Below are 24,033 nucleotides of genomic sequence, written 5' to 3'. Positions count from 1 at the left end.
TGTGGTGAGAGGACGTAGGCGATGACAACGACGTATGGCGACTATTCGCGGGACAAGATCGGCTGGTTCTTCGGGATTTCCGGTGCCCAGCTCGCGGTCGTGGCCGTGGGGATCCTCCCGGTGCTATGGGCGCTGCGCGAGGGCGCCTGGGTCTCCGCGCTGCTGCTGGGGACGATCTGGTCCGCCGTGTTCTTGGTGACCGTCGTCCCGGTCCGTGGTCGTTCGGCGACCGGGTGGATGCTCGCCTCGACCGCCTACGCACTCGGTGGCCTGCTGCGCTGGACGTCGTTTCGCTCCAAAGCGTCGGCTGGGCGGGTCGAAGACCTCGACGTCCCCGACCTGCCCGGGGTATTGCAGGGCGTCCAGATCCATGACGGACCCCCACATGGGTCGAACCTGCAACGCATCGCGATCATCGCCGACCACGCCACCAAGACCTGGGCCGTGACCGCCGCGATCGTCCACCCAGGCATCGGGATGGTCGACGCCGAGGCCCGCCACCGCTACGGCCTGGCGCTGACCGACCTGATCGACGTGGCCGGCCGGACCGAGAAGATCGACGAACTGATCTTCCTGGTCCGCACCGTCCCCGAAGACGGCGCCGAACGCGAACTGTGGGTCAACAGTCACCGCCGCGGTGATGCGCCGCCCCTGGCGGAGCGCATCAACACCGATCTGGCTCACGGGCTCACCCAAGCCTCAGTGCGCACCGAACAGTTCGTCACCCTGGTCGTCCCCGAATCGCGTATCGCTCGGTCCGCCAAGGAATCCGGCGGCGGACTGGAAGGGCGGTGCCGCGAGCTGTACCTGCTTCTGGGGGAGATCGAGGCACAGCTGCGCGGGCCGATGGGCATGACCTCGGTGACCTGGCTGTCCTCACCCGAACTCGCGCTGGCCTGCCGGACCGGGTTCGCGCCCGGCGACCGGGCCAGCATCGTCGAAGCACTCTCGCTACGCGACGCGAACCCGGACGCTGAGCCACCGGTCAACGCCGACGTGCCGTGGGCAATGGCCGGCCCCTCGGGCGCGGACTCGCTCGTGCGCCACTACAGCCACGACGCCTGGAACTCGGTCAGTTCCACCATCAAGCTCCCTGCCACCGGGGTGGTCATGGGCGCGCTCGCCCCGATCCTGACCCCGAGCGAGGCAGGCGAGCGGCGTTCCTTCGCTGTCGCCTACCCGATCGTGCCCCAGTCCAAAGCCGACCGAGCCTCCGGCAACGCCGAATGGGCAGCCGACACTGCCGAAGCCCTACGGGGGAGGCTCGGGATCAAGATGCGCGCCAAGCAACGCCAAGACGCCGCGAAGGCCCGAGGCATGGACTTCAAACTCGCCCGTGGCAACTACCTGACCCGCCCCTACGGCGTGTGCACCGTGACTGTCCCCAAGACCCTGCGTATCGCCGAGTTCGGCCGACGTCTCGACGTGTCGATACGCCGCGCCGGGTTCGCGCCCATGCGCCTCGATCTGGCCCAAGACACCGCTTTTGCCGCTTCGGCTGTGCCTCTCGGCATCAGCCTGACCCGTACCGGAGACGCCTGATGACCACCAACCCCCGCCCCACCAAACCGGCACGAGCCAAGGCGGCCCGTGCAACCTCCAAGGCCCGCAGCCGGGGACGGGGTGGTGCCGGGCGGGATATGGCGGCGCTGCTGTCGGACTTCGGACACGATCTGCCGGTCTCACCCGCCCCACCGGCGGCGGTCAAGGAACCGAAACTGTTCAGCTACGTGCCACGCCGCGGCGCAGCCCGCCGCGGGCGAGGGTGGGCAGCAGCCAGAGCTCCGGTGTTGGCGTATCGGATGACCAGCGACCAGGCCCCGGTTTATTGGCCATTTATCAGCGCGCCGGCGTTGCCGCCGACTGGCGCGCAGATGGGCGTCGACCAGCTCTCTGGGGGATCGTTCTACTGCGACCCGTTTGGCTGGGTGCTGCGCGATGACGTCCCGGTCACCAACCCGAATATCTTTCAATTCGCGAAGCCCGGAAGCGGCAAGTCCGGCACGACCAAGGCGTTCTGTACCCGCATGATGCCGTTCGGATACAAGACCCTGGTCCTCGGCGATCCGAAAGACGAGTACGAAGGCCTCTGCCGCGCCCACGGGGTCGAGCCGATCGTCATCGGCCCGGGCATGGGGGCCCGGATCAATCCACTGACCATGGGCCCACTCGGACACGGCTGGGACAAACTTCCCGCTGACGAGGCACGGCAACGCAGCACGATCATCTTCGCCCGCTGGCTCACCCTCGTGAGGGGCCTGGTCGGCAGCATGAAGATCGGCCAACAGCACGTCCCCTTCGGGCCCGACGAGGCCGACGTGGTCCGCAACGCGCTGCAGATCCTCACCGGCTACGCCGCCGGCGACACGAACCTGCGCGAAACCACCATCCCGCAGCTGTGGCACCTGCTGCACAACCCCACCGAAGACCTCGTCAGCGCATGCGAATACGGGTCGACGCGGCACTTCCTGGACGAGACAAGGTTGTTGCGCAACGCCCTGGGCCAGCTAGTGACCGGGACGCTAGCCGGGTTATTCGATGACCGCACGAACATCGCGATCGACTGGCGCGCGCCGATTCAGTCGTTGAGCCTGTCGCGCCTGGACGATCTGGGCGACGAAGCGGTCGGTATTGCCCTGTTGTGTCTGAACTCGTGGGGCAGGGGTCTGCGTGAGATCGCCGAACCCGGTGACCTGCGGATCGTGGTCCGCGACGAAGTGTGGAAGCAGATGCGCCTCGGTATCGCTGCGGTGATGAGCTTCGACGCCGACCTGCGACTGTCGCGCGGCATGGCCGGTCGGGGCGGCGACATCCAGTTCGCCAACTGCCACAAACCGTCGGACCTGCTCTCGGTCGGCGACGCTGACTCCCAAGCCACCACGATCGCCAAAGACCTGCTCGAGCTCGCCGACATCAAAATTCTCGGCGGCCAACGACCCAAAGTGGCACGCGAACTGGACTCCATGCTCGGCCTCGGTCAGATCGCCCAAGACCTCGTCACTGGCTGGGCGATGCAGGACAAGGGCCGCGCGCTGTGGAGCGTAGGGGACACCGTCTACAAAGTCGCTACTGTCCTACATCCGATCGAAAAAAGGCTCTACTACACCAACGAAGCCATCGAGTCGGCAGCCTAGAAGTTCCCGTGTTCACAGACGTTCTCCGGCTGACTTTGAGCATTCACGGCGGCTTCAGCGTACGTGAATGCTCAGGTTCGTGGAACCTGTTCCTCGATCGCCAGGTCGGGAGGATCGATGGTGGTGACCGAGGGTGAAGAAGCTGCTGATCATTGCAATGCCGATCGTGATGGTGATCTGCGGAATCCCGCTGTTCGCGATCCTCGCGATCGTCACCTTGTCCAGCCAAGCCGCCGCGGACTGTCACGCGCCGACGTACCAGGCGGGCAGCGGAACGACCGCCGTGGTGAGCGGCAGCAGCGCGGAGTCGGGCCCAGCTGGCGACCTGAAGAAGCAGTTGATGCAGTTGCGGTTCGCCAAGGGCTACCCAACGCTGACCGCCGAGCAGACGACCAACGCGATCACCATCGCCCAGGTCACCCGCGACCTGGGGGTCTCGCGCCGCGGATTGCAGATCGCGATCGCGACCTCCATCCAAGAATCCAAACTCGTCAACCTGGCTGGCGGTGATCGTGACTCGATCGGCCTGTTCCAGCAGCGCCCGTCCACCGGGTGGGGTACCCCTGCACAGATCCGCGACCCGGTACTGGCGACCAAGGCGTTTTACGGCCGTGCCGACCACACGAAGAACACTGGCCTGCTGGACATCGACGGTTGGGAGAAGCTGCCCCTGACCCAAGCCGCCCAAAAGGTGCAACGCTCCGGGTTCCCGAACGCCTATGCCCAATGGGAACCAGTCGCCGCCGACATCGCCGACGTTCTGGGTGGTGACCTGCCGGCCACCGCCACCTCTGGCGAGGACTGCGCTCCCACCAGCTGCCCCGATACCGGCTTGCCGGTCGAGAAGGGCCTGACCCCGGACGCCTTGCTGGTGTTGCGGTCGGTCGATGACCGCTTTGGCCGCCACACCTACCACGGGGTCGGGGAGCGCCCGGCAGCTGCGGGCAGTGACCACGCCGAAGGGCGTGCGGTTGACGTCATGATCGACGACTGGCAGAAACCATCAGGTGTCGCGCACGGCACCGAGATCGCCGAATGGGTGCGCGCGAACGCCGAAGAGCTCGGCATCACCTACGTGATCTGGCGGGCCAAGATCTGGTCGGTCGCGCGCAACAGTGAGGGCTGGCGCGCCTACACCCACCCGACCGGGCAGGCGAACCCGACGCTTGATCACATGGACCATGTCCATGTCAGCGTCGTCGGCACGTCCGCGACGATGGACTGTGCTGCGGCGTCCGGGGAGGTTGTTTACCCGGTCCCGGCTGCCTTCATCGGCAACGATGCCCGCAACTGGCACGCGACCGGCTCCCACTGGAACACCTGGCACACCGGTACCGACTTCGGTGCCCCGTGTGGGACACCGGTCTACGCTGCCCACGCGGGCACCATCGAGATCGACACCAGCCAGGGCTGGTCGGGCCCCTGGCTCGTCAAGGTCACGACCGGCGCGAACTCCCTGGCGACCTGGTACGCGCACATGCAACGCGTCGACGTCAGCCGCGGCCAGAAGGTCACGCCCGGTCAGAAGATCGGACAGGTCGGCGACCGGGGAAACTCCGACGGTTGCCACTTGCACTTCGAGGTCCACCTCAAGAACGGTCCTATCTACGGGCCCGACAACACCAACCCGTCGACCTGGCTGTCTGAGAACGCCACCCGTGACCAAGGCTGACAACAACAGTAGACCCATCGACGCGGCGTTGCTTCTGCGGTGTGTGGGGCCGCGGCTCCTATATGTGGCTGGCGATGTTGATGGTCCGTCCCGACGGGTCCCGAACGAAGAATCGTCGGATACCCCACGGTTCGTCGCGCAGCTGACGAACAATCTCAAGTCCTCCGGCCAGGGCTGCGGTGTGGGCGGCGTCAACATCTGCGACCTCGATCGAGACATCGACGTTGAGCAATTCGGGGTCCTCCGCAGTCACACTCGGCCAGGCCACAATCACCTGCGTTGTCGGGGTGCTGGTGGAGGCGAGCATGAGCATTCCATCTTCATGCATGGCTACCCGGAACCCGAGGAACGTCTCGTAGAAGGCGCGTGCTTGCGCCGGTTGCTCCGTGGTGATGACAGGCATCGCGCGACGAATCTCCACGTCTTGAATCTATCGTCATCGCAAGCGTTGCACCATCGGTCCGTTGCCGCGCCCGATGCGCTCGGCTGATCGACGGTATTGCGCGCGCTCGAGCTGGCTGGGTCTCACACCAGACGGCCTTGATGATCGCCCACGCACGAGCAACCCCCTAGTCATGCGAGGAGGTGACTGGTGGCATGCAGCGCGAACGACGGCGGGACCCCTATCCGTGGAGCTGGGAAATTCCGGTCGCGATCATGGTCGCTGTGGCCGGGGTCGTGGTGTTCGGCATCCAACTGGGACGGTCGGCGGCGAACCTTGCCGCTGGAGCGGGTTGGACGTGGCCTGCCGCCGACACAGGCGTGGTGTCCTCCCCAGTGGGGACGGCGTTCTGGGGCAGTCTGTTCGGGGTGCTCGGCGGTGACGCCGGAGCCGGACTGTCTGATTCAGCGTCGGATTCGCTAGCTGGAACCGGTCTGCTGTGGACCTTCCTGGTGGCCACAGAGGTACTGTTTCTCGTCCTGGCGGTCTGGGCCGCAACCAGCATCTATCTGCGCTGGGGGCCGGGCCGGATGCACGGCATGGCCACGGCGGCTGAGGCCGAAAAGCTCCTGGGTGTCACTCGGCTACGTAAGGTCGCCGCACTCGTCCGCCCCGACCTGCACGGCAAACCTACCCAGACGGTGAGCTCGCACCACCACAGGGTCGCCGGGCTCGAAGCTGAGCCGTCCAGCGTTCAGATCGGCCGCGGCCTTTCGACTCCGTGGCTGCGTAGAACGGACGGGGGGAACTGAGGATGGCTGCAATGTTCGGCACCTACGCCGGAATGGACGACGTCTGGTCTTCCAGCGAAGACGGGCAAGTCTATGACGGCGTCCGACGCCATGGCGCCTATGGAGCTGCCGGCAGGACGGAGAGCCATTGGATCGTCGAGGCCGACGTCGCGATAGCCGCCGCAACCGAGGCGCGCGGCGACTTCGGTGTCGAGGGCTATGACACCCGGTGGAGGGTCGACGGGACGCAGATCGCCTACACAACCGCAGCGTCCGGCGTCATGACGCTGGTGGAGCGCGACGACCAGGGGCGCTACGTCCTGCCGCTTTCGGAGTTCCCCGACGTCACCGACCAGGTCAGGCGCGGCATCGTGGACCGGGTCATCGGCCCAGACGGCCGCGACGTGTCGGGCGTCGACTACTACGACGACCTGCCTCCAGAGACGTGGTCGCCGGAACCGGTCCGGGGTCTGGAGCATGAACTGAAGACGCCTCCGGTCTGTGAGACCTTCGATGCGCCGGATCAGGCTCACGATCCGGCCCGGCCGTTCTGAACACCGGCGCCTGATGGGAGGCCGTGCGATGAGACTGCGATTCGATCCCGGAGACGTCGGTTGGCGGATCGGCAAGGCCCACGAACCGCGTGGCGGTGACTTGTGGGTGCCGTGGGACCGCACCGCCGGAGTGATCGGCCCCCAAGGTTCGGGCAAGACGCTGGACCTGCTGACCCCAGCGCTGTTGGGTGCACCCGGTGCGGCGTTGGTGACCTTGACCAAGGTCGAGGACCTCCTGCTGAGTCTGACCGAACGCTCCCGCCACGACCGGCCGTGTGTCGTGCTGGATCCGTTCGGTCTGGCCACCGGTGTGGCAGAGGAACTGGTGTGGGACCCCGTCGATGGGTGCGTGGACCCGAAGGTCGCCGAACGACGCGCCAAGGCCTTCACTGCCGGGACCGTGAAGGGCGCCATCCACGGTGGCACCGGCGATGATGCTGCCCGGTTCTATGCCGCTGAGGCTGCCAAAGTCATGCAGGCCTACTTCCATGCCGCCGCTTTGACTGGTAAGCGACTCGATCACGTCCTCAAATGGATTGCGAACCCGCAGGCGGCCACCGACCCGAGCGAGATCCTGCGGCGTCACCCACACGCCGAACCGTTCTGGCACGGCCTGTTGCACGGTGCCCTCAACGGCGATGACCGTACGGCCGGCAACACCATCACCACTGTGCAACAGGCCATGAGCCTGTTCTTTCAGGCCGACATCCGCCGACGGTGCATCCCCTCGGCTGGCCGGCCGGCCACCGACCTGGCCGAGGTGATCGGTCGCCGCGGGACGATCTACATGCTGGGCCGAGAAGACCCCTACGCTTCAGCGTCACCGTTGATGACCGCAGTTGCCGAGCACGTGCTCGACACCGGCCTGCAATTGGCCAACAACTCCCCGTGGGGCGGCCGACTGTGCCCGCCGCTGCTGTCGGTTCTCGACGAACTCCCGTCGACCGCGCCGCTGCCCACCTTGCGAACGAGGATGGCCAACGAGCGAGCACTGGGGTTGTCGTTCATCTGGGCGGCCCAGACCCGTCCGCAGCTGACCAGCATCTTCGGCGACCACGAAGCGCGAGCGCTGCTGGGCCTGACCAACGTGCTGGTCATGTTCGGAGGCTCCAAAGACGTCGCCTTCAACCAGGAAATCAGTGACCTCTTGGGCACTGTCCGGGTGGCGCGGCGAAGTTATCAGAGCGGCAGCATGGGCGGACGCACCACCTCGGGTGATGACATCGCGATCCTGCGTCCCGAGGAAGTCCGTCAACTCCCCGAACGTCGGGCTCTGGTGGTCGCTGAGAACGGTAAGCCGATCATCGCCAAACTGTCCCGCTGTGTGGAGGGTCGGGCCGGTGAACTCCTGCTCAGTCAGCAACGCATTCTGCGGGAACGGCTCACCACCGATCGGGGGATGGTCGTCACGACCGAGGCACGGGCGACGGCCGCTCTCGTTGAGGCGCAACGGCTCGGCCTGGTCGAGGACACCCGCGACGCAAGGAGCCGGCGATGACAGGCACGACGGCTGAGCAGATCGCATTGTTGCTGATCGTCCCGTTCCCGGTCCCGGGACCCCAGGTCCGCCTGGCCTACCGTGAGCTCAACCTGGCCATCAACGGCACCGAGGAGCAGAAGAAGCAGATCGGCAACCCCGCCCTCCTGCCACGGCCTTGGGAACCGTCGACCTGCCTGAACGCTGAGCTACGCCACCAGGTGTGGCAGTGGCTCGAAGAGGTCGTCACATGGCTCAACCACGAATACAGCTGGGATGTGGGCGCGATGATCCCGACCTGCTGGCCCGCCCACCCTCACCTCGTCCATGAGATCGCCGTCGTCGCCGATCAGCGACGGCGAGCAGGCCTGGCGATGACCAGCGACGCGCTCGAAGAATGGCACCGCTACTGCCTGCCCGCCTTCGGTGACCGGATGGGCGCCAAACTCAAGTCCCACTGCGAGGACGACCACGTCGCCTGGCCAGGACGCAGCCGCCACAACCAACACACCTGCGACCGCGACACGTCCGACCGCAACGACCTCTACGCCAGCGACATCCACGCGCTGGCAGACCGCAGTCCGGCGCCGAGGCCGCCCACGGTCGCGCCTCGGCTCGGACTGGTCGACCTGGAGACCGGCGAGATCAAGTCCGAACTCACCAACCCCGACGACAGCCCTGATCCAGAGGGCTGAACGACACGCAAGCCCCAACGGTTCGAAGGAAGGCAGCCATCACCATGAACGTCGACGAACGTGCCGCAGCGATCCGCCGCGCCAAACGGGCACTCAAGGCACTGGCGGACCACCCCGACACCGATCAGCACGACCTCGGCGAGGCGCGAGACCGACTCAACGAATGCTTCCGCCTCGGTGACCCCGACAAGGTGTGGAGCGCAGTTGAGGCCATCGAAGACCGCGCAGCGGCTGTCTATGGGGTTCCCCTCGACGACGAACCCTCACCCAGGGCGGTCGGACGATGGATCTCGCCACGAGACGGAACCCGACCGGCGAAACCGCGCCGCGCCCGCCACGTGCCCCGAACCTGAACGCTGTCGGTACATGTTCAGGTGCGCCTTCGACCTCATCTACCGAGACAAGATCACTATCTTGTCTGCTCAGGTCTTCTTACCAGCGCTCGGACGGGGACATCATTAACGGGCCCCGCTTCTGCTGACATTACTTTCAGCTACGTCCGGGGAGGCGAAGCGTTCAACAGCAAATTACCCATTGGGAGCCCAAATGAGCAGCTCGGCTAACCTATATCGGAACATCACGAATCGCAGGATGTGACATGAAGGTCAGCGCCAGACTGTTAGGAAGCACGTTCGTGGCACTGCTGGCAGTCGCCGTCGTAAGCGGTTGTGGGAACGCCCAATGCACTGCCATGTCGGTGGCCAGTTTGGAGTTTGTGGCCGAAGTCACCGGAATGGTCGAAGTGGGGGAACGAACAATTCTGGACGATGGCAGCGCTTGCGCGACCCTTGTCCAGCAAGGCGACCGGGTCGAGGTATGTCAGTTCCCGTCCACCGAGGCGCAAGCAAGGCGTCTGACCGCCGAACCAACAGCATTGGCCTTCGAAGCCGGACTGCCCATGACGGTTCTGGCTGATGCCCCAGAAGTCGCCAAAGATGTGGCCGAAACCGTTGCAGCTAAACTTCCTAAGGTCTGTGAATAGCTCTCATCCGTGACGTGCCTCACATTTTGATATGGTGCGGGGCCACCCTGGACCTCTGTAGGACGTGAGTTTCATGAATCACAAGCATCGGATCGGGCTGGCCTAGGCGGCGATCATCACCGTCGCAATCAGTTTTGCGGCCGCCCCTGCCTCATCCGCACCAGCGCCAGCACCAGATGACCCTTGGGCATCGCTCGCCGCGGTGCCAACAGATCAGTCTCTTCAACATCAAATCAGAGCCGTTGCGGACGCTGAGTCTTCACCGACGAACGTCACTCCAGCGACTGCGCAAGCCGTCTCGGCTGCTTGGGCCATCGACGGCGTCAATGAGGTGGTGTGGGATGGCGAAACTCAGGTCGTGACGGTCTACACATCTGGCGATGTTTCACGAGCGGCTCGGCACTTGGAGAAGGTTGCCGCAGGTGTGAAGGTCGAGGTTGTGAAGTCTTACCGTTCTGTCGCTGAACTCGAAAAGATTGTGCGGCAGTTCACCGACGAGTTCGGCCAGTTTTCTGACGGAGCTCAACTGGGAGGCTGGTATTCCTCGCGCGATGGATCGCAGATTCATCTCGAAGTCGCGGACGAGGCTTTCAAATCGAGCGACACTAACATTCCCCGGAATGTCGATGGGGTCATGATCGATGTCACGTTCGGGGTCGAATACGAGTCGGCCCTACGAATCGATAACACAGCGGGCGTAGCGGGTGGCGCACTCATGCAAGGACAAGGTAGCGCCTGCACCACCGGCTTTCCTATCGGCCGTTCCGATGGTGCAGTCGGGAACCTGTCGGCAGATCATTGCGGATCGGGAATGGGCAACGACTGGATGTGGGGCACGTCGACCCACTTGGTTGGAGTGACGAGCGGACAGGCATACACCGGACCTAGTTCCAGCACCGATCTTGAGATGTACGTTCTCGGAGACAGTTCCGCGGCTTACATCGGTTGGGGCAGTCACGTCAGTTGGGGCTACCTCCCGATCAACGGCTACTTCGCGGCAGCTGTCGGATACGACATCTGCTACAGCGGCGCGTTCTCAGGATCGGTCTGCTTGAACGAGGTCACGACGACTAACCAGTTCGTGTGCTATGGACTCAGCCTGTCGTGCTACGCAGTCACCCGCACCGAACAAGCGTCTGGATCGCCGGCCGTCGGCAACGGAGACAGCGGCGGTCCCGCCGGTTTGGTCACCACCCGTCCGAGCGACGGACGCACCGGCTTCTATGGGACCGGGATCATCAGCGGCATGACCAACGCATCAAGCACTTGTGCAGGTGAACCATCATCCTCAACACGCGAGTGCTCCGATGTCGCACTTTTTGCGCCCGTCGAGAAGTTCATCAACAACAACGTCGTCTGGTTCGTTGGCTATCTTCCCTGATCTGATCAGTCAGACAGATCGGGCCCGATGAACCGGCAAGTAGGCACTCCTGATGTGCCGCACAGAGTCAGGAGTGCCTACTTTTTAGGTGGAGGTCAGCCGCAGGCCCAAACTCTGCTCAAATCCCAAACTCTGCTCAAATACGGTGTCACTGTAGATCTCGGACTGCTGGACCCCTTCGCGGACCAGGGGCCCGTCGAGTCGGTCCCATCGCCCGTGGTGAGCGTGGCCCGGTTGACTGAACGTGTCAGACGACCTCGAACCCGAGAACTTCGACCTTCATACCGCGGCGTTCGTCGTCGGCGTGGCTGCCGGTCGGTCGGGCGGCCGACCATGCTTCGTAGTCCTCGCGTGAGGCCCATCGTGTGACCACGAAGTAGCGGTCTTCGCCGATCACGGGTCGGAGCAGTTCGAATTCCTCGAACCCGGGCGCGGCGTCGACGGCTTTGCGGCGGGCGGCGAAACGCTGCTCGATCTCGGCTGCGGCGCCCGCGGGGAATGTCAGGGCGGTGATGTTCACGAATGTCACGATGACCTCTTTCTCGGCGCCGCTTGACACCACGGCCAACGACAACCCGTTTCTGTTAGGTTACCCTAACTTATGAGGTCGGCCTGAGGGGCCGGGCGGTGGAAAGGATCTTGGATGCCGATCGTGGAGATCGAGGACCTGCGCAAGTCGTTCGGGCCGGTTGAGGCGTTGCGTGGGTTGTCCATGTGCGCGGGTGAGGGTGAGATCCTGGGCGTGCTGGGCCCCAATGGCGCGGGTAAGACGACGATGATCAATATCGTCACGACGTTGGTGCGCGCCGATGCGGGAACGGTCCGCGTGGACGGCATTGATGTTGACGCTGACCCCGCCGGGGTGCGGACTCGGATCGGGTTGACTGGTCAGTTCGCTGCGTTGGATGACAACCTCACCGCTCGCGAGAACCTGGTGCTGTTCGGCCGTCTGCTCAAGTTGGGGCGTGCTGGGGCGCGTTCGCGGGCGGCTGAGTTGCTGACGCAGTTCGGGCTCGAGGAGGCGGCGGACCGTCGGACGGGGACGTTCTCTGGCGGTATGCGGCGCCGGCTCGATCTCGCGGCGTCCATGATCGGTCGCCCCCGGGTGCTGTTCTTGGATGAGCCGACCACGGGTTTGGACCCACGCAGCCGCAACGCGTTGTGGGAGGTTGTGCGTCGCTTGCGCGTCGATGGCACGACGATCGTGCTGACGACGCAGTACCTTGCGGAGGCCGAGGAGCTCGCCGACCGGATCGTCGTTATCGACCATGGTGAGGTCATCGCGGACGGGACGGCTGAGGATCTCAAGCATCGGGTCGGCGGTGCGGTGTGTCACGTGCGGGTCGCTGAGGACGCCGTGGATGAGGTCGAGCGACTATTGGCCGTCCGTTGGCCGGTCTCCCGGGTCGCTGACGGTCTCGTGGTGCCGGCCGATGGGTCGCAGACGTTGGTCGAGGTGGTGCGGCTGCTGGATGAGCATGGCGTGGTGGCCGAGGATCTCGGTCTGCGCCGGCCGACGCTCGACGACGCGTTCTTGGCGCTGACCGGTGAGGTGACTGGCGCGTGAAGGCCTCCACGGGCTCGTCCCCGCGGCCGTCGTTCGTTGAGGACGTGACGAGTCTGACCGGACGGCACGTGCGCCTGATGTCGCGCCGGCCCTCGTCGATGATCTCCGCGATCGTGCTGCCGCTGGTGTTCGCGGCGCTCTTCTTGGCGGTGCTGGGGCGTCCGATGGAGCGCACCGGCGTGGACTATGTCCAGTACCTGCTGCCCGCGATTGTCATTCAGGCGATGTTCTTCACGGCCATCTCGGCGTCGATCTGGGCCGCCGAGGACGCCGCGGGTGGGATGATCGACCGCCTGCGTTCGCTGCCGATCTCTCGGACATCGCCGGTCTTCGGGCTGCTCGGTGGAGAGTTGACCCGGGCCGTGGTGAGTGTCGCGGTGCTGATCGCGGCCGGCTTGGTCATGGGCTTTGAGTTGCAGCGCGGTATAGCCGGCGCGGTCGCTTTCGTGCTGGTCGCGCTGGGCTGGGCGGCCGCAGGATGCATGGCCTATCTCGTGCTCGGCTTCGCGATCGCGAAGGTCGAGACGGTGCAGATCACCGGCGGCCTGATCTATTACCCCCTGCTGCTGGTCTCGAACCTGTTCGTCCCGGCGCAGGCGTTCCCCGACTGGCTGAGACCGATCGTCGAGAACCAGCCGTTCTCCAGGATCGCCGACGCCCTACGTGCGGTATCGACTGACGGGTACGACGAGCCGCTGCGAGCGGTGATCATCGCGGCGGTGTGGATCGTGGTGGTCGTGGCGGTCTTCGCCGCGCTCGCCCCGCGGGCATTCGGGAGGAAAGCATGAGCACGCCGGTCTCGTCGCTCTCCACGCCACGGGCCTCGGCCTGGACGGACACCGCGGTCCTCGCAGGCCGTGGCCTGCTGCTGATGACCCGCTCACCGGCGACGGTGGCGATGACCGCGATGTTCCCGGTGATCCTGCTGGTCTTCCTGTCCGTCTCGTTCGCGAAGGTCGTGATGCCTGAGGGCAGCTATGGCGACTATGTGAACTACTCGGTGCCGTTGTTCGCGGCGATGGGCATCACCTTCGCCACCTTGTCGACCGCCAATGCCGCGCACGCGGACCGGGTCGCGGGTTTCGACGACCGGCTGCGCACCCTGCCGATGTCCCCGGTGGCCCCACTCGCCGGGCGGATCATCGCCGACATGGTGCGCAACCTGGCCACGGTCGCGGTGGTCACCATCGTCGGCGTGGCGCTGGGCTTCCGGTTCGACAACGGGACTCTCGGGGCCGTGGGCTACTTCGCGGTCCCGCTGATCTACGGCTTCGGGCTGGCCTGGTTGATGGTCGCGGTAGCGATGCACGCCAAGTCCGCCGAGGCAGCCAACGCCACGCTCAACGCGCTGCTACTGGTGTTGTCGTTCCTGTCGACCGGGTTCGTACGGCTCGACGACCTGCCCGGCTGGGCCCAGCCCATCGCGCGAGTTAACCCCATCTCCCACGTCGTCGACGCCATGCGAGCCTTCGCCCACGGCGGTACAGCTGGAGACCACTTGTGGGCTCTCGGAGCCTGGACTGTCGGCCTGACCGCGCTGTGTGGCTGGCTCGCCGTCCGGAGGTACGCGCGCCGTGACTGAATGGTGGAGTCATCTGTTGGGGGTCGGCGGTCTCGCACTGCTGATCCCGACCATCGTGCTGCTGGCGAGCCTGCGTTGGGGATGGACGGCGTTCGAACAGGACTATCCGGCCGACATCCAAGCCCTGCTGCCCGAGCCCACACCCGCAGAGGTCTGAGGCGGCTGGATCCTCGGCGGGGCCTTCATGGCGACGCTGCTGGCGGCACTGCTGGTCACGACGACCACCTGGGAGCCGGCACAGGATAGCTTCGGCTCCGCCTGGCTGATAGCCCTGGGCGTGGTCGTGCTGTTCTGCCTGGTCGACATCGTCATCGTCGACTGGCTCGTCATCTGCGCCTGGCGGCCCAACTGGGTCGTCCCACGCGGAACCGAGGACGCCGCAGGCTGGAACGACTACGCCTTTCACGTGCGAGCCCAGTTCACCCCGAAGGGTCTGTCCGTCCTGGCAGTCTTGCCGTTGATACTCGCCCTCGTCGTGCGATTCGTGCTCTGACGTAGGGGCTAGCAACGTCAGGGCGACTGGCAGATCAGAAAGGATGTTGGATATGGCGAACGAGGATGCCTCGGCTGCGTGGGGACAACGGGCCGCCGGGTGGGTCCGCGACACTCGTTTGCTCGACATGGCCTTCGCCCCGTTTACCGCCGCGGTGCTCGAGGCGGCCGATCTGGGATCGGCGATGCGCGTGCTGGACGTCGGCTGTGGCACCGGCACTCTTCTGGAAGGAATCACCGACTATGGCACCGGGCGAGACGACGTAAAGTCAGTCGGGGTCGACGTCTCGTTGTCCATGGTGGACGCAGCCAGACGCCGGGTTCCCGCCGCCACAGTGATCCGGGCCGATGCTCAGGTCGCCGACCTTTCGCAGATGTCCGGCGGCCAGGTCTTCGACCGGGTGGTCTCACGGTTCGGCGTGATGTTCTTCGACGACGCAGTCGCAGCGTTCACCAACATCCGGTCGGCTGCTGCCCCGGGTGCCCGGCTCGCGTTCGCGTCCTGGCGCGAGGACGAGACGGACATGTTCCTGCACGGACTCCGCGCCATCGGCGCACGGCTGGACACCCCGGTGGGCCCGCCCACCATCGGTGCTCCTGGTCCGTTGGGGTTGGCCAATGCGGACCACATCCGCGACGTGCTGACCGCCGCCGGATGGACGAGTGTGGAAATCGCGGCCATCGACGGCCTGTGCGACTTCCGCCTCGACGGCGCCGACGGGATAGAAGAGCGCCTTGCCATGGTGCTCAACGGCAGTGTCGGCCAACACGTCCGCAGCCAGCTCGAACCACAACTCGGGCCCGAGGGATGGCAAGAAGCTCTCGATGAGGCCCGTGAAGAACTGCGCGGCCAGATGGTCGATGGGGGAGTTCAAATCACTGGCCGCACCTGGCTTGTCACAGCGAGCAATGCGGGCGATGCTCAACCATGGTCACTTTGAGCGGCTGACAAGTGGCAATGGTGACATCCGGGTCAGTCATCACCATCGATGGGGATTGCGTGTCCACGACGCGACTTCCGTCAGGCAGAAGCCTCATCGCCCGGATTGGGCTCTTCCGTCGTGGTGCCTCACCACCCCGCACGGCGCTGTGGTTACAAGACTGCCCAGCCGCTGGGACCGGGTGCGCTGCCCATCCAGCCCCGGCCGAATACGCTAGGGCGCGCTCGCCAAAGACTGCCCAGATCGTGTCGACTTCCGGCGGAAGATTCAGGTTGGCCGTCGGCACGAATGAGGGGTCGGTCGAGGCCAACTCGAACTCCGGCTCGGATAAAGCGTCGAACACGAGCACCGCATGACGGGTGACGTCGACACCAGCAGGCCGGAGACTGTCTCGGAGATTCGTCGACAAACCACTGTCGAGCCACGTCTGGACACGGCCGGCGATCGTATTCGGGCGCTCGGTTCGCGTGTAGCCCCAGCCGAGCAGGATGTCGATTCCAGCCGGAGCTTCGGTCACCACGAACGAACTGACATGTCCGCCACCCGTCCGGGCCAAGATCGCTCGCTGGGCAATAGAGACTTCGTCGGTCTTGAACCAGTGGCGCCAAGAGTACGAGTCTCCCGGGGATCGGTTGACTTCGAGAACCTTGAGGTACGGGATGAGGTCATCGATCAGCCCGTTCACCCGTACTGTTTCTTTCTTCGGACCTGGGTGTTGCTTGCGAAACTCGGCTTCGCGCTCGGCTCGGGTCGCCACGGTGAACCCCTCTGACTCCCACGCGACTCGTTCGGCGGCCGCCGGCCCGGCGAACTTCGGCATCGGCGGCAGCGAATCACTGTTGATCGTGGCGTCAAGCGCGACCATCCAACGACGGGTCAGTTCTGCAACGTCGCGGGTGGTCTTGGCGTTGTCGCTGGTGGCGTGACTGAGCTCGCGGAGGGACGAACTGGTCACCCGCTTGACCTCCGCAAGGTGCGCACCATCGGCTGAGACCAGGTCGGCCGTCGGCGTCGCCGTCTCGGAGATCGGGCCAAATCCCACGCCTAGGACCGAAGTCAGCAGCCGATCGGCGAGGGCAAGGCTGTCGGCATCACTTCCCATGATGGACTCAACCTCCTCAGTGCCTAGATCATTTCGACCTCCGCGGAGCCGTCCGACGTGAGGTACCTCTTGCCGATTATCTCGATCTGCGGTCCGCGCGGAGGGCAGGACCGTCGGGCCGTCTCTTGTGGTGATGGCCTGAACGGAGATCCGCAACCTTCGTTCATTACTTAGGTAAGGCTAAGGTAAGGGTGAGTCTAGTGAAGGAGCAGGTTATGACCGAGCAGGCGGCAGCCAAGGCAGCACCCCGGCGTCGAACGCCTCAGGCCCAACACGTCCTGACAGTGGAGTCGACACAATGGCTCGGCCCGCACCTCGTGCGCGTGGTCGCAGGCGGGGAGTCGCTAGCCGAGTTCACCGACAACGGCAGCACAGACGCCTACGTGAAGCTGCTGTTTGTCGACCCCGAACTCGGCCTGGAGCCACCCTATGATGTGACGGAGTTGCGCCAGAGCCTTCCAGCGGAGCAATTGCCGGTCACTCGCACTTACACCGTCCGTTGGGTCGACCGGATCGCGAAGCGACTCGCGATCGACTTCGTTGTGCACGGCGACAGTGGCATTGCGGCGCCATGGGCGGCGCGCGCCAAGGCGGGAGACCAGCTCGTCCTGGCGGGTCCGGGCGGCGGATATGCCCCGGATGCCTCCACCGACTGGCACCTATTCGCCGGCGACTTGTCGGCGCTGCCGGCCATCGCAGCGTCCATCGAGACGCTCTCTGCGGCCGCAACGGGAATCACGCTGCTGGAGATCACCGATCACCAAGACATCATCGATATTCAGAACCCTAGCCAGGTGCAGGTGCAATGGCTGATCAATACCGATCTGGCCGACACCGGCTTCCTCGCCCGCGCGATCGACGAGGCGAGCTGGCCGGCGAACGCCGACAATGTCCAGGTCTTTGCTCATGGTGAGCGCGAGTCGATCAAGGCCGTACGAGCGATCCTCGCCAAGCGCGGCGTTGCCCGCGAGTCGATCTCGATCTCTGGCTACTGGGCCCGTGGACGCACCGAAGACATCTTCCAGGCCGAAAAGCGCGAACCGATCGGCCAGATCGACTGAACCTCCCAACATGCCATCACCTGCCAGTCGACCAAGCCAGCGGAGCCCACGAACCTCCCCTGGCGAGGCGGGCAGGATGCTTGGACTATCGGCGCGGCCCGCGATCGGCTCCAGGCTGAGAAGATCTCTGCTTCTGACGGTCACGTGCTGTGCCTGTGGTGGGCGTTGACGTCGGCACCTCGGTGGGCAGATCCGGGGTGTCGATGGTGATGTTGAGGCGGGACACGAGCCGGTAGCGCAGGTCACGTGCGGGCTGGTCACCGAGTGGTTGTTCGGTGAGGAGCTCGTGGGCTGTCGTGGTGATGTCGTGTCCTTGGTCGTGGGCTTCTTGCAGGATGGTTGCGGTGGCGGGCCAGTCGACTTCGGTGAGCAGGCGCGGGTCGAGCTCGGTTGCCAGGCCGGCCCACCGATCAGAGGGGCTCTGGTCCATGGCCGAGGCCAGGCGGGCGCGGATCTTGCTGCTGCTGGCGAGTTCGTTGGCGGCCGCACGACGTGGATCGGCGTTCCAGGTACGGACGGTGTTGCGCAGTTCACGGCGGGCACGTAGTTGGGACAGGCCGAGACGAGTCTGGATGCGGTCGGAACCAGCATCCCAGGCGTGCCCGGGCCGGGCGGCCACGACCGTGGTGGACGCGATTCGGGCGTCCTCGGGTGGCAGGTTGTCGAGGCGTTCGCTGAGCAGTCGGTCGCCCAGTGGGGTGGCGCTGGACAGCGCGCCGACGAGGGCTGCGGGTCCGCGCAGTGCGAGCAGGTCGGCGGGGTCCATGCTGGCGGGGAATCGGGCATAGCCGGGGTCGAGGCCGTGTGGGGTGAGCATCCAGAAGTCGCGTTCTGCGGCGACCTGGCCGGCGAGGTCGGAGTCGGTGGCGACGATCGGATCACGACCGATCACCGCGAGTTGGGCGGCCTGTTCATCAGTGAGCGAGGTGCCCAGCGGGGCGACACCGACATAGCGGCCCGCCGAAGCCAGGGTGACGGCGATCGCGTCCATGGGGCCTTCAACGATGACGGGGACCGCACCGTCGGCGACGAGTTCGTCGATGAGTCCATACAGTTGGTCGCCCTTGTGGAACAGCGGGTTCTGGGCCGTGTTGAGGTATTTCGGTCCTGCCTTGTCGGCCTCGGTGAGCTCGGGGCGGCGTCGCCCGACGAACCCCAGGATCTCTACCCCGTTGCTGCCGGTGCGGGTGATGGGGAACATGACGCGGTCGCGGAACCGGTCGATCAGACGCCCGGTGCTGGCCATGGTGGCGACCCCGACCGTCAGCATTTCGGTGTCGGTGACGCCCTGTCTGCGTAGGTGGTCGACCAGGTTGGTCCATCCGGCCGGTGCCTGTCCGGGACCGAAGTGCTCGTGCCCGGCGAGGTCGACGCCGAAGCGGCCGGTCAGGTAGTCACGTCCCCAAGAGTTGTTGAACCGGTGAGTGAAGAAGGCTTGGGTCAGGTCGTTGATTTCGAGCATGCGGATCCGGGTGACGGGGGAGAACTCCCAGTCCTCGGCGCGTTGGTACATCTTGCGGATGTCGGCCTCGGTTGGCTCGAGCGGCACCCCGCGCGATGTGGAGCGTACGAGGGCGGCGACGGTCAGGTCGCCTTCGATGTACTGGTCCTCATCCAGTTCCTCATCGACAGCAATGCCTTCGGGGTCGCTGTGCCAGTCGTCGGCGATGGGTTCGTCGACCCAGTCTGGTCCGATCGTGGGCTCGTCAGCCGGGGGTAGGTTGTTGTCCCACAGGTCGTCCGGTGGCGGATCGAACCAGTAGTCATCGCTCTGGTCGTCGGGGATGGGGACCAGCGCGATGGAGGTCCGCCAGACCAGCGCCTGGCACTCATCGATGCCCTCGGTGTGATCACCGTCGTTGAGGGGGTTGCCGGCGATCAGGTCCTCGAGGCGCCACCCGGCGGCCAAGCCGTGGTCGATGTTGGTGACCAGTGCCGGCCACCAGTTGCTGGCCTGAACCCGCTCGGCACGCTGGTCGCCGAGGAGGTCAGTGAGCTGCTCGGTCCACCCGGTTGTCAGGTTCGTACTCGCGTTGGGGTCGCTGACTTCGGCGGCGACAGCGGGGGTGAGGTGGCGGGCCATGCGCCACCACAGAGCGGCCGCGGCGTGCTCGTCGGGGAGCGGACCGGCAGCGGCGGCCGAGCGCAGAAGGTGTCCGGCGGCGATGCCGGTACGGGACATCGCAGCGAGCCGTTCGGAGAGCAGGGGCGTGAAGTCGTCGGCCGCGATCTGCGGAGCGACGCTGTGCAGTAAGCGTCCCCACTCGGCCAATGCCGGAGTGCGATCGCTGGCCAGGCGCCGGTTCAGGCGCCTCTGCCAGGTCGCGGCGGCCTTCTGTAACTGCGCGGGTCCGGTGGGACGCCGGTCCTCGGCAGAGACTCCCGCGGCGGCCCGCCACACCTCGACATTAGCGATAGTGGACTCGCCTGGGCGGATCCCGTTCTGAGCCCACCCCGGCAGGGAAGATTGTTCCAGGGAGCGGTTACGAACCTGGTCTGCGAGCCCAGAGACCAGCGCAGCACGCTGGGTCAGGTACTGACCCCAATGCGTATCTTGGGCGAGCTGTTCGGGGATGCCGGGCAGCCAGGGCAGCGGACCCGTGCCGGCCGAACGCATACCGGTGTCGTCGAGGCGCCAGTCGAGCACCGCGGCCCGGTCACCGGCCGTATCCAGTTCCCGCTCCGCGACAGCGATCTGGAGCTGCTCGATCGGGTCGAGCCCATGCGCTCCGAGCAGCAACAGATGCGCCCGCAAAGTGGGCCAAGCGGGCTCCTCAGACAGCCCCGGAACCACGGTGTCGACACTCATGTCGAGCACGTCAACGGGATCGAGACCGTCAGCGGTGCGCGGCCCGGCCGCGCGCAACAGATGTTCGGCGGCGACGTAGAGGCTGTCGGTGTAGCGGGCGGTGGCGTCCCCGAGCCGCAAGCCGGGGTCGGACTGCTCGCTGAGCAGGCTCAGGGCCGAACGGGGGGCCTCATCGCGAGCGAGGATGGCTTCGATCATGTCGGTCGGGGTGAGCGGGTGGACCAGGTTCGGGTGGATGACCGAGTGGGGGTCGCCGTCGCCGACGGCCTGCAGGTAGAGGTGGTTCGCGTACGCGGCGCGGGTCAGCATCGTGTAGAGCTGCTGGCGTGACTCGGTGCCGGTGGCCAGGCCGTGCATGGTGTCGGCGGTGACGCCTTGGGCTCCGTTGATGGTGCACGCATAGCCGAGTTCAACTGACTGGGCGACGTAGTCGGCCGGGAGCTGGACCTTGCGGCCGTGCCGGGTGTGTTGGACGGTCAGGTCGCCACCAGCGTGGACGGCCAGGATGGTCCACCGGTCACCGTTCTTCACCCAATCGGTGGCTGAGACCCGCAGTTTGCGGTCGTTCTCCCGGGTGATGATCAACTCGCCGACGGATGCTTCGTTGCCGTCCGCGAGCCGTCTCACCTGTCCGATCTGGCGTGGATCGGCCCCTTGGAGGCGATGTGCGCGGGCCTGCTGGTTGAGCTGGCTGACCAGGTCGCGGGTGGGGGCGAGCATGATCGAGTCCAGCCCGCCTGCACGGTCGGCCTGCCAGGAACTGAAGACATCCTCGGTCATGGTAGACAGGTCCCCGACGTGGACCCGGTCGTGATCGAGGTAGAACCCGAGCGCCTCGGTCTTGCCTTCGCGCAACGCCAAAGACGCGGCGCCCTCGGCCGAATCGGCGAACCGGACCAGCTCGGACAGGTGCAGCGCGCCGTGGGTGGCGCGGATGTCCCGCAGCACCCCGCCGGCACCGATCGCGCCGAGCTGCTGGTCATCTCCGACGAGGCGAACGCTGCCACCCCGGTCCAGAATGTGGCTGACGGCGATGTCCAACGAGAGGGTGTCGGCCATGCCGGCCTCGTCGATCACGACAAGACTCTCGGGGCCGATGGTCTTGAACCAGGCCGGTGGCCTGGCCTTCCCGAACGGGTCAGTCAGGGTATAGACGAGCTTGGCCAAGGTGTCCGTCTGGCTGGCGGTCCCGGTGCCGATCTGGGAACGCAGAGCGTCCGCGGCAGCGGCCGACGGAGCGAGTCCGATCACGGTGCCGCCGCCCTCGCTCCAGGCCTGGGCCAGGGCGCGCATCGCGGTGGTCTTGCCCGATCCGGCCGGGGCGATCGCCAACTGGACCCGGGCCCCACTGGTGGCCATCTGCCGCACCAGGGCGGCCTGTCCGGCGTTGAGGGTGACCCCGTTGGCCGCCGACTCCAACAGCGCCAAGTCGACGCAGGTCTCATCGACCGCGTACCCGTCCCGCCGACCGGCCGCATCAACGAGCCGCTGCTCAGCGGCCAGCACCCGCGCTGACGTGTAGAGGTCGGCCCCGGCCACGGTGTAGACCGACGACCCGTCGGCCCGCCGCAGTTCAGGCGGCTCGACCGGTTCGACCAGCTCATCGTCACCGGCCGGAGCGCGACGGGCCAGACTGATGGAGCGGCCGTCGAGGACCTCGCCAACGAGCAGGTCGACCACGGGGTCGATCTGCTCGGTAGCGATGTCCCCAGGGGCTAGGGCTGCGCGAACCTGGCGTTGGGCTTCGGCGTGGACGTGCCAGATCTGCCACATCGCACGGCGACCTTCCATCGCCGCCGTGATGGTCTCCGCGGTCTCGGCGAACCACGCCGAGTCGGCCGCCTTCTTGGCCGCAGGTTCAGGGTGCAGCGCCTGCCGAATCATCGCTGTGAGCCGCCGCCGGCCCCGGCTCCCGCCACCGAAGACGCCGATGGCTTCGGCGTTCCAGGCCCGGCGTTGTTCGGCCAGCGAGCGTGGTTCGTGCTTGGCCTCGCGGGTCTCCAGCGTGGCCTGCTGCGCCAATTGGATCGTCTCGATCGGTGTCGGTGGGCGGCCGTGGGTGCGCTGGAACTCCGTCGCCAAGACCTGTCGGCGGTCCTCGACCGAGATACGCCGCTTGGAGAAGCGAGTGTTGATCTGTGGGTCGACGCCGAGGATCTCGCGGATCGGGCGCTTGCGGGCATCAGGGTTGGGACGCTCGGCGAACCGCAGACCGAGTTGGTCGCGGGCATGGGCTTCGAGGCGGGTGTTGTAGACCTCCGAGGCGGCGACGACCGCCTTGAACATCAGCCGCCCATCGATCGCCAACCACTTCTTCCCATCCAGGGTCTGGACCTTGTTCGCTACCGCCACATGGGTATGCAGATCCGGGTCACCCGCACGGGAATCCCTGTGGGTGAACGCGGCACCGAGGAGACCCCGGACGTCGACCTGGCGGACCCCGCCGGAGCCTTCGCGGGTGAACAAGGCGCGTCGTTCGATGAACTCCAGCGCATCCTTGACGGCCAGGTTGTGCGCGGTCTCGAGCTTCGCCGCCACGGCTGGGTCGGCCAGCGCCCACAAGACCGAGAAGGACTTCACGGGGGAGAAGGTCAAGTCATACCCCGCTACTGCGGTGGTCTTGGGGCGCGAGTGCTTGGCGATCGTGGCCGCCAGCTCGCGCGCATCGGCCGGGTCACGGCCGTGCTCGGCGCGGAAGAACTCAGCAGCGACCTCGGTTCGAATCTTCGCCCGGACAGCGGCCGGGACCGGCCAGTCACCGGGAAGCCCGTCAGTCTGGTTGACGGCGGCGATCCGTTTGGCGACCTCGATCCGGAACGCACTGACGTCGTTGTCGTAGACCTTGTACGGCGCACCGAGTCGAACAGCATTCTTGTAGTCGGCGTCGGTCGGACGGTCGACACCAGGGCGTCCGATCCGCAGATCGAGCTCCTTGACCCGCTCATTGGCCAGTGGGTGGTGCCCGGCACCGAACAACGCCTGCATGTGGTCCGCGGTCACGACATCACCGGCATCGAGGCCGTCGATCCCGGTCATCCCGGATCCGACCCACATGCCGGGAGTCTCGCCCTTCTCGGTGTAGTAGGACGCCAACCCGGTGTGGCCCTTGTCGGTGGCATCCAGGGCCGCGACTTGGCGGGTCAGGTAGTCATACCCCGACCCTGCAGTCAGCTTGTGGATGCTCATCGTCACACCCAACAAGGGGTAGCCTGGGCGCTCCGGCGATCAAATCCACCCCACCCCGAGCGTCTATCTCATCTATATCAGCGATCCGGGCGTGCAAGAGGTGTGTGGCACTTGCTTGGTCGGATTTTTCGAGGGGGGACGCGGGGCGTCTCGGGTCGCTGGTGGTGGTCGGTTCGGTGGGCTGCGGGTGGGCACGGGGGCGGCTCATGGAAGGGGCGGGTTCGT

The 24,033-nt window shown here is 65.9% G+C and carries 21 protein-coding genes; 17 read left to right on the top strand and 4 right to left on the bottom strand.

The window, feature by feature from the left end:
* Nucleotides 1-21 precede the first annotated feature (21 nt).
* From BSP109_RS11005 to BSP109_RS10995, 3 genes are all read left to right on the top strand, one after another.
* The gene (locus BSP109_RS11005; RefSeq protein ID WP_101600626.1) at nucleotides 22-1,542 is read left to right on the top strand and encodes an SCO6880 family protein; all 1,521 of its coding nucleotides are present in this window, start codon (nucleotides 22-24) and stop codon (nucleotides 1,540-1,542) included.
* Nucleotides 1,542-3,134, top strand: a complete 1,593-nt coding sequence (locus BSP109_RS11000) for an ATP-binding protein (protein WP_146001135.1) — start codon at nucleotides 1,542-1,544, stop codon at nucleotides 3,132-3,134. The genes BSP109_RS11005 and BSP109_RS11000 overlap by 1 nt, the downstream gene beginning before the upstream one ends.
* Nucleotides 3,135-3,267: 133 nt before the next feature.
* A complete protein-coding gene (locus BSP109_RS10995; protein WP_101600622.1) occupies nucleotides 3,268-4,806 on the top strand; it encodes a M23 family metallopeptidase in 1,539 nt (512 codons plus the stop codon).
* A 58-nt stretch (nucleotides 4,807-4,864) separates the two neighbouring features.
* On the opposite strand, the gene BSP109_RS10990 is transcribed toward BSP109_RS10995, so the two are convergent.
* Nucleotides 4,865-5,227 (bottom strand): VOC family protein, encoded by a 363-nt coding sequence (locus tag BSP109_RS10990; RefSeq protein ID WP_101600620.1) that lies wholly within the window; start codon nucleotides 5,225-5,227, stop codon nucleotides 4,865-4,867.
* 176 nt (nucleotides 5,228-5,403) lie between these two features.
* Here BSP109_RS10990 and BSP109_RS10985 point away from each other — a divergent pair, with 176 nt between their 5' ends.
* The 7 genes from BSP109_RS10985 (at nucleotide 5,404) to BSP109_RS16960 (ending at nucleotide 11,068) form a co-directional block, all read left to right on the top strand.
* Nucleotides 5,404-6,000, top strand: a complete 597-nt coding sequence (locus BSP109_RS10985; RefSeq protein ID WP_101600618.1) for a hypothetical protein — start codon at nucleotides 5,404-5,406, stop codon at nucleotides 5,998-6,000.
* Nucleotides 6,001-6,011: 11 nt separating this feature from the next.
* Nucleotides 6,012-6,533, top strand: a complete 522-nt coding sequence (locus BSP109_RS10980) for a hypothetical protein (protein ID WP_101600616.1) — start codon at nucleotides 6,012-6,014, stop codon at nucleotides 6,531-6,533.
* A gap of 28 nt (nucleotides 6,534-6,561) precedes the next feature.
* Nucleotides 6,562-8,031 carry a type IV secretory system conjugative DNA transfer family protein gene (locus BSP109_RS10975; RefSeq protein WP_219618533.1) on the top strand — a complete coding sequence of 490 codons (1,470 nt, stop codon included), beginning with the start codon at nucleotides 6,562-6,564 and terminating at the stop codon, nucleotides 8,029-8,031.
* Nucleotides 8,028-8,705 (top strand): hypothetical protein, encoded by a 678-nt coding sequence (locus BSP109_RS10970; protein ID WP_101600615.1) that lies wholly within the window; start codon nucleotides 8,028-8,030, stop codon nucleotides 8,703-8,705. Before BSP109_RS10975 ends, BSP109_RS10970 begins: the two co-directional genes overlap by 4 nt.
* 44 nt (nucleotides 8,706-8,749) lie before the next feature.
* The gene (locus tag BSP109_RS10965) at nucleotides 8,750-9,058 is read left to right on the top strand and encodes a hypothetical protein (protein WP_101600613.1); all 309 of its coding nucleotides are present in this window, start codon (nucleotides 8,750-8,752) and stop codon (nucleotides 9,056-9,058) included.
* Nucleotides 9,059-9,303: 245 nt separating this feature from the next.
* Nucleotides 9,304-9,687, top strand: coding sequence for a hypothetical protein (locus tag BSP109_RS16965; RefSeq protein WP_146001134.1), 384 nt, complete (start codon nucleotides 9,304-9,306; stop codon nucleotides 9,685-9,687).
* A gap of 358 nt (nucleotides 9,688-10,045) precedes the next feature.
* On the top strand, nucleotides 10,046-11,068 hold the full coding sequence (locus BSP109_RS16960) for a hypothetical protein (RefSeq protein ID WP_180959708.1): 1,023 nt from the start codon (nucleotides 10,046-10,048) through the stop codon (nucleotides 11,066-11,068).
* Between the two features lie 247 nt (nucleotides 11,069-11,315).
* Here BSP109_RS16960 and BSP109_RS10955 read toward each other — a convergent pair whose 3' ends face one another.
* Nucleotides 11,316-11,597: an antibiotic biosynthesis monooxygenase gene (locus BSP109_RS10955; protein WP_101600610.1), complete on the bottom strand. Its 282-nt coding sequence runs from the start codon at nucleotides 11,595-11,597 to the stop codon at nucleotides 11,316-11,318.
* A 114-nt stretch (nucleotides 11,598-11,711) separates the two neighbouring features.
* On the opposite strand from BSP109_RS10955, the gene BSP109_RS10950 reads away from it, so the two are divergent.
* From BSP109_RS10950 to BSP109_RS10930, 6 genes are read left to right on the top strand one after another with little or no spacing between them, the layout of a single operon-like run.
* A complete protein-coding gene (locus BSP109_RS10950) occupies nucleotides 11,712-12,635 on the top strand; it encodes an ATP-binding cassette domain-containing protein (protein WP_101600609.1) in 924 nt (307 codons plus the stop codon).
* Nucleotides 12,632-13,423, top strand: a complete 792-nt coding sequence (locus BSP109_RS10945; protein ID WP_219618532.1) for an ABC transporter permease — start codon at nucleotides 12,632-12,634, stop codon at nucleotides 13,421-13,423. Before BSP109_RS10950 ends, BSP109_RS10945 begins: the two co-directional genes overlap by 4 nt.
* Nucleotides 13,420-14,217 carry an ABC transporter permease gene (locus BSP109_RS10940; protein WP_101600607.1) on the top strand — a complete coding sequence of 266 codons (798 nt, stop codon included), beginning with the start codon at nucleotides 13,420-13,422 and terminating at the stop codon, nucleotides 14,215-14,217. Before BSP109_RS10945 ends, BSP109_RS10940 begins: the two co-directional genes overlap by 4 nt.
* Nucleotides 14,210-14,374: a hypothetical protein gene (locus BSP109_RS17310; RefSeq protein WP_180959707.1), complete on the top strand. Its 165-nt coding sequence runs from the start codon at nucleotides 14,210-14,212 to the stop codon at nucleotides 14,372-14,374. The genes BSP109_RS10940 and BSP109_RS17310 overlap by 8 nt, the downstream gene beginning before the upstream one ends.
* Nucleotides 14,375-14,401: 27 nt before the next feature.
* Entirely contained in the window at nucleotides 14,402-14,710 is a 309-nt protein-coding gene (locus BSP109_RS10935; protein ID WP_101600605.1) for a hypothetical protein, read from the top strand.
* Nucleotides 14,711-14,762: 52 nt separating this feature from the next.
* On the top strand, nucleotides 14,763-15,650 hold the full coding sequence (locus BSP109_RS10930) for a class I SAM-dependent methyltransferase (protein ID WP_101600603.1): 888 nt from the start codon (nucleotides 14,763-14,765) through the stop codon (nucleotides 15,648-15,650).
* Here the strand turns inward: BSP109_RS10930 and BSP109_RS10925 are convergent.
* Nucleotides 15,607-16,752: a hypothetical protein gene (locus BSP109_RS10925; protein ID WP_101600601.1), complete on the bottom strand. Its 1,146-nt coding sequence runs from the start codon at nucleotides 16,750-16,752 to the stop codon at nucleotides 15,607-15,609. The two genes, BSP109_RS10930 and BSP109_RS10925, sit on opposite strands and share 44 nt — an antisense overlap.
* Nucleotides 16,753-16,967: 215 nt before the next feature.
* Here BSP109_RS10925 and BSP109_RS10920 point away from each other — a divergent pair, with 215 nt between their 5' ends.
* Nucleotides 16,968-17,813, top strand: coding sequence for a siderophore-interacting protein (locus tag BSP109_RS10920; RefSeq protein WP_101600599.1), 846 nt, complete (start codon nucleotides 16,968-16,970; stop codon nucleotides 17,811-17,813).
* An 85-nt stretch (nucleotides 17,814-17,898) separates the two neighbouring features.
* Here BSP109_RS10920 and mobF read toward each other — a convergent pair whose 3' ends face one another.
* Entirely contained in the window at nucleotides 17,899-23,808 is a 5,910-nt protein-coding gene (mobF, locus tag BSP109_RS10915; protein ID WP_101600659.1) for a MobF family relaxase, read from the bottom strand.
* Nucleotides 23,809-24,033: the final 225 nt, after the last annotated feature.

The organism is Brevibacterium sp. Mu109 (assembly GCF_900169375.1).
GTDB lineage: Bacteria > Actinomycetota > Actinomycetes > Actinomycetales > Brevibacteriaceae > Brevibacterium > Brevibacterium yomogidense_A.
Note: the sequence above shows the minus strand (reverse complement) of the source record. Positions and strands in the feature narration are given on the sequence as shown.

What these genes read in the sequence shown, in the direction of transcription:
- BSP109_RS11005 (WP_101600626.1), top strand. Translation starts at nt 22, where the DNA reads ATGACAACGACGTATGGCGACTATTCGCGGGACAAGATCGGCTGGTTC.
- BSP109_RS11000 (WP_146001135.1), top strand. Translation starts at nt 1,542, where the DNA reads ATGACCACCAACCCCCGCCCCACCAAACCGGCACGAGCCAAGGCGGCC.
- BSP109_RS10985 (WP_101600618.1), top strand. Translation starts at nt 5,404, where the DNA reads ATGCAGCGCGAACGACGGCGGGACCCCTATCCGTGGAGCTGGGAAATT.
- BSP109_RS10980 (WP_101600616.1), top strand. Translation starts at nt 6,012, where the DNA reads ATGTTCGGCACCTACGCCGGAATGGACGACGTCTGGTCTTCCAGCGAA.
- BSP109_RS10975 (WP_219618533.1), top strand. Translation starts at nt 6,562, where the DNA reads ATGAGACTGCGATTCGATCCCGGAGACGTCGGTTGGCGGATCGGCAAG.
- BSP109_RS10970 (WP_101600615.1), top strand. Translation starts at nt 8,028, where the DNA reads ATGACAGGCACGACGGCTGAGCAGATCGCATTGTTGCTGATCGTCCCG.
- BSP109_RS10965 (WP_101600613.1), top strand. Translation starts at nt 8,750, where the DNA reads ATGAACGTCGACGAACGTGCCGCAGCGATCCGCCGCGCCAAACGGGCA.
- BSP109_RS16965 (WP_146001134.1), top strand. Translation starts at nt 9,304, where the DNA reads ATGAAGGTCAGCGCCAGACTGTTAGGAAGCACGTTCGTGGCACTGCTG.
- BSP109_RS10950 (WP_101600609.1), top strand. Translation starts at nt 11,712, where the DNA reads ATGCCGATCGTGGAGATCGAGGACCTGCGCAAGTCGTTCGGGCCGGTT.
- BSP109_RS10940 (WP_101600607.1), top strand. Translation starts at nt 13,420, where the DNA reads ATGAGCACGCCGGTCTCGTCGCTCTCCACGCCACGGGCCTCGGCCTGG.
- BSP109_RS10935 (WP_101600605.1), top strand. Translation starts at nt 14,402, where the DNA reads ATGGCGACGCTGCTGGCGGCACTGCTGGTCACGACGACCACCTGGGAG.
- BSP109_RS10930 (WP_101600603.1), top strand. Translation starts at nt 14,763, where the DNA reads ATGGCGAACGAGGATGCCTCGGCTGCGTGGGGACAACGGGCCGCCGGG.
- BSP109_RS10925 (WP_101600601.1), bottom strand. Translation starts at nt 16,752, where the DNA reads ATGGGAAGTGATGCCGACAGCCTTGCCCTCGCCGATCGGCTGCTGACT.
- BSP109_RS10920 (WP_101600599.1), top strand. Translation starts at nt 16,968, where the DNA reads ATGACCGAGCAGGCGGCAGCCAAGGCAGCACCCCGGCGTCGAACGCCT.
- mobF (WP_101600659.1), bottom strand. Translation starts at nt 23,808, where the DNA reads ATGAGCATCCACAAGCTGACTGCAGGGTCGGGGTATGACTACCTGACC.